The organism is Terriglobales bacterium (genome assembly GCA_035624475.1).
Taxonomy (GTDB): domain Bacteria; phylum Acidobacteriota; class Terriglobia; order Terriglobales; family Acidobacteriaceae; genus DASPRL01.
This window is the reverse complement of the sequence record DASPRL010000262.1, coordinates 1-4,687: the sequence shown is the minus strand read 5'-3', so window position 1 is coordinate 4,687 and position 4,687 is coordinate 1. Positions and strand designations below refer to the sequence as shown.

At 65.8% G+C, this 4,687-nt stretch carries 5 protein-coding genes; 2 read left to right on the top strand and 3 right to left on the bottom strand.

The genetic code is table 11. The features are described from left to right. Positions 1-232: 232 nt before the first annotated feature. A complete protein-coding gene (locus VEG08_10555) occupies positions 233-1,369 on the top strand; it encodes a M48 family metallopeptidase (protein HXZ28426.1) in 1,137 nt (378 codons plus the stop codon). Positions 1,370-1,432: 63 nt separating this feature from the next. Here VEG08_10555 and VEG08_10550 read toward each other — a convergent pair whose 3' ends face one another. Continuing rightward, on the bottom strand, positions 1,433-2,920 hold the full coding sequence (locus VEG08_10550; protein HXZ28425.1) for a GAF domain-containing protein: 1,488 nt from the start codon (positions 2,918-2,920) through the stop codon (positions 1,433-1,435). Positions 2,921-3,101: 181 nt separating this feature from the next. On the opposite strand from VEG08_10550, the gene VEG08_10545 reads away from it, so the two are divergent. Then, entirely contained in the window at positions 3,102-3,548 is a 447-nt protein-coding gene (locus VEG08_10545; GenBank protein ID HXZ28424.1) for a CBS domain-containing protein, read from the top strand. A gap of 36 nt (positions 3,549-3,584) precedes the next feature. On the opposite strand, the gene VEG08_10540 is transcribed toward VEG08_10545, so the two are convergent. Both VEG08_10540 and VEG08_10535 read right to left on the bottom strand, forming a co-directional pair. Beyond that, positions 3,585-3,851 (bottom strand): zf-HC2 domain-containing protein, encoded by a 267-nt coding sequence (locus tag VEG08_10540; GenBank protein ID HXZ28423.1) that lies wholly within the window; start codon positions 3,849-3,851, stop codon positions 3,585-3,587. After that, the gene (locus VEG08_10535; protein HXZ28422.1) at positions 3,848-4,474 is read right to left on the bottom strand and encodes a sigma-70 family RNA polymerase sigma factor; all 627 of its coding nucleotides are present in this window, start codon (positions 4,472-4,474) and stop codon (positions 3,848-3,850) included. Before VEG08_10535 ends, VEG08_10540 begins: the two co-directional genes overlap by 4 nt. Between the last annotated feature and the right edge of the window lie 213 nt (positions 4,475-4,687).

Below are 4,687 nucleotides of genomic sequence, written 5' to 3'. Positions count from 1 at the left end.
TGGTACGAGGATTCGGGGGGCGACTCAAGGATTCCCTTTGCCCGCCAAACTTCAGGAATCAGCCCCCGCTGCCGGGGCATCCAAAGGAAGGCAGGGCGGCCCAGGGAGAAGAAAAGCGGGCGCCCAGGTAACTCCGAAGGGTGCGGCGGCGTCTAAGCAAGCAGGAAAAAGTGTGGTCCGGCGCATCTTTCGAAGGCTTTTTCGGGTTTATACTAGGCAACGGAGTTGGCCCATGAAAATGCGTGCATTGCTGCTGGCGGTGGTGTTCCTGTTGGCCTCCGCGAGCTCCTCTTCCACCCTCCTGGCGCAGAACCAGAACCCCTCCCCGAGCACGCCCAGCGCCGGCCAACAGCCCAGCGCTCCACCGGCTGACACCAGCCAGGCACCGGCCGATACCGCCGCTCCTCCGCCCGCCGATACCACTCCTGCTCCCGCCGCCCAGCCCAACGTCAAGGCCGGCGGCAAGGACGACGTGGATTCCATCGGCAATCGCAAGATGGGGGGCAAGGGCCTGGGCAACTGGTACTCGCTGGAAAAAGAGATCCAGATGGGCAAAGAGATGTCCATGCAGGTGGAATCCAGCGTCAAGCTGGTCAAGGACCCGGTGGTCAACGAGTACATCAACCGGCTGGGACAGAACCTGGTGCGCAACTCCGATGCCAAGGTCCCCTTCACCATCAAGGTCATTGACGACGACTCCATCAACGCCTTCGCCCTGCCCGGCGGCTTCATGTACGTGAACTCCGGGGCCATCCTGGCGGCCGACGAAGAAGACGAACTGGCCGGGGTGATGGCGCACGAGATCGCGCACGTGGCCGCGCGCCACGCCACCCGCGAGATGACCCGGGCCAACTGGGCCAACATCGCCACCATCCCGCTGATCTTCGTGGGCGGAGGCCTGGGCTACGCGGTGCGCAGCGCCGCCAGCCTGATGCTGCCCCTGACCTTCATGAAGTTCAGCCGCGGCTTCGAGTCCGAAGCCGATCACCTGGGCGTCGAGTACATGTACAAAGCGGGCTACGATCCCAACGGCCTGGTCACGTACTTCGAGAAGGTGCAGGCCATGGAGAAGAAGAAGCCGGGGACGCTGGCCAAGGCCTTCGACTCGCACCCGCAGACGCCCGACCGCATCTCCGCCACCCAGCACGAGATCGCCACCATCCTGCCCGCGCGCGACCAGTACCTGGTGGACACCAGCGAGTTCGAGGACGTGAAGGCGCGGCTGGCGGCCATCGAGAACAAGCGCCACCTCAACGACGAGAAGGACAACAACCGTCCCAGCCTGCGCCGCGCCACCGCCCAGAACCACGGCGAGCAGGGGAGCAACCAGGACGAGGGTCCTCCGGTGCTCAAGAAGCGCGACCAGTAAGGAAGAGCGAAGTCCGGGACCGGCGGCTGCGGCCGCCGGTTTTGTTTTGCGGGCACGGCGGGGTCAGGCCTCGGGGGCGGAGGCTTCCTTCTTGCTGAGGGCCATGCGGGAGAGCAGCAGGCGCACCAGCTCCAGTTCCCCGGTGCCGTCGTGGGGATAGTGGACCTGCGCCCAGGAGGCGCTGAGGCTGCGGCTCGCGCCCTCCGCCTGGAAGTGGATGCGGCCCAGGCCCTCCTCCACCTTGGCGCGGACGGCGCCGATGCGTTCGCGGTCGGTCTCGGGCAGGACCAGGGCGAAGCGGTCGCCGGCGTAGCGGCAGAGGATGTCGATGGAGCGCACCTGGCGGCGCAGCATCTGCGCCACTTCGCAAAGCAGTTCGTCGCCGGCATCGAAACCCAGCCCCTGATTGATGGCGCGGAAGCCGCGCAGATCGAGCATGGCTAGGGCGAAGCGCTTGTTGTAGCGGCGGGAGCGCGAGATCTCCTGCGCCACCACGGCGTGGAAGTAGCGCTGGTTGTAGACCCCGGTGAGGGAATCGGTGCTGGTCACGCGCCGCAGCTCGTCCGCCAACTGCACGTTCTTGATGGCGGTGGCGCAGACGTCGGCGGCGGCCTGGGCGATGGAACGGTCGTCCACGCTGAAGAAGCTGCGGTGGGCGTGGGCAATGACCACCGCGCCCAGGGTGTCGCCGAAGGAGACCAGGGGCACGCACAGTTCGGAGCCGGAGTCTGGCACGCAGGCGGGCCAGTCGGGCTGGGCCGGCAGGTCGTTCTGCAGGATGTTCATGCGGGCGGAGAAGGCCTGGGCCAGGATGCCGGAGCGCTCCGAGGCCTGGAAGCGTTCCAGCACCGGTTCCTGGCTGCCGGCATGGGCGCGCAGGGCCAGGGTGCCAGCCGGATCGCGCAGCAGGATGCTGACCTCGGTGCCCTCGAAGGTGTCGTAGATCAGGTCGGCCATGGTGGCCAGGAATTGCTCGATGTCGTTGGCGGCGGTGGCCGAGCGCGCGATCAGGTTGATGAGTTCGAGCTGGCGCATGCGGCGGCGCTCGGTGGAGTACAGGCGGGCGTTCTCCAGGGCCACGGCCGCCTGCCCGGCGAACAGGGCGAGCAGGCCGATCATGTCGTCGGTGAAGTAGTCGAGCTTGTCGCTCTCCAGGTCGAGCACGCCCATGACCTCATCGCGCACCACCAGGGGCAGGGCCAGCTCGCTGCGCACCCGGGGATCGCCCACCAGGTAGCGCGCCTCCTTGCTGACGTCGGGAACGTAGAGAGGGGTCTTGGCCTGGGCCACCCAGCCGGTGACCCCATCGGCGCCGATGCGGAAGCGGCGCTGGCGGGCGAGGCTGTCGTCATAGCCGTTCTGGGCGCGCACGTAGAGTTCGCCGGCCGCGGCATCCACCATGAAGACGGCGCAGTTGGCGATGCCGAAGTAGTTGCGGACGATGAGCAGGATCTGGTGCAGCACCGTGTCCACGTCGGCGCTGGAGAGGATCATCTCCGTCGCCTCCTGCAGCACGGCGATCTCGCGGACGCTGGGGTGAACGTCCTTCACGGGTCCTCGCGGAGGGCAGATTGGTCTGCGTATTATACGCGGAATCCTCCCGGGAACCGGGCGTGCAGGCGGGAATCCGGCGGTGCCCAGCGAGGTTCCGGCGCGGGAGGGGCGCGGCTGCCAGGGAAGCGCGTGTGCTACAATTCGCCGCCGGAAGCTCACCCTGCCTGGGAGAGGACGCATGCAGGTCCGCGACTACATGACGACGAAGGTGACGACCTTGTCGGACGACGCTCGCCTGCTGGACGCCGCGCTGCTCATCCGGCGCACCGGCAAGCGCCACGTCCCCATCGTGGACGGAGAAGGGCGGGTGGTGGGCATCATCAGCGACCGCGACGTCTCCCGCATGGCTCCCTCCATGCTGGCCAAGATGACGCCCGAGGAGTACAACGCCGTCTTCGAATCCACCCCCATCACCGTGGCCATGACCCGCAATCCCATCGTGGTCTCGCCCGAGACCCCCATCGAGGACGCCGTCTCCATCCTCTACACCAAGAAGATCGGCGCGCTGCTGGCCGTGGAAAGCGACAAGCTGGTGGGCATTCTGACGGTGAGCGACATGCTGGGCCTGCTCAACGAACTGCTGTCGAAACAGGACGCGGCCGGGGACGAAGGCGCCACGCTCTAGAGCGGGAGCCGGGCGGGGGATGCGGGTGCGGGAAGTTCAGGCGTTGCGGGGGCGTTCCTTCTTCTGCTTTTCCTTCTGCCGGCACTTCTTCAGGATGGCGTTCTCCAGGCTGGTGCGCAGCTTCTCGGGAAGCTCGTAGAGGCGGGAATCGCGGTAGATCTCGACCGTCATCTTGGTGGTGTTGCAGATGACGAAGCAATCGTGGCACCAGTTGAGATGATCCTCGAGCTCCGACCGGGTGCGGTCATCGATGGTGCCGTCCAGATAGTCGGTCAGCTCTTTCAGCAGTTCCTTGCAGGTCACTTGGAACGATCTCCGTCTTCCCGCGCCTTGAAGTATCTGTTGAGGCGTTCCCGCAACTGCAGGCGGGCGCGCAACAGGCGCGATTTCACCGCTGGGATGCTCAGGCCCAGCGCCTCGGCTGTCTCTTCCGTGGACAGCCCTTCCACGTCGCGAAGCACGAACACGGTGCGGAAGCCCGGCGGCAGCCCCTGGATGACCTTGCTCAGGATCTGCTTGAGCTGGGCCTGGTCGTAGAGCTGGGCCGGGTTCGGGCTCCAGTCCGCCACCTCACGCGGCATGGAGTCTTCCTCGGTCTCGATGTTCTCGTCCAGCGAAACGATCTTGTCGGGACGCCTGCGCCGCAACTTCATCAGCGCTTCGTTGACGGCGATGCGCACCAGCCAGGTGTAGAACTTCGACTGGCCCTGGAACTGTCCCAGGTTCTCGTACGCCTTCAGGAAGGCATCCTGCACCACGTCCTCCGCGTCTTCCCGGTTGCGCGTAATATGCTGGGCGATGCGGAAGATGTTGCGGTCGTAGAGCTTCACCAGCTGCTCAAAAGCCCCAAGATCGCCGCTCTTGGCAGCTTGCACCAGGGTGGACTCGTCAGCGACCGCCCCCCGCTTGGATTGGATGGCTTCCATGGATGCGCGATGCAGAAAAAAGTAGTGACCCGCTGCCCAACGGGTCTCCGCCATTCTAACCGCTGCGGGCGGGTGCGCGCATCATAATCCGCCGGCGGCAGGGTCTCAGTTTGGCGCCAAGAGAGGGATAATGGAGTTGTGAAGGATCACAGCACACCCCGTCACCCAGGCCCGTTCCGCATTCCGAAAGTGGGCGGGGAGTCCGCCGCCATA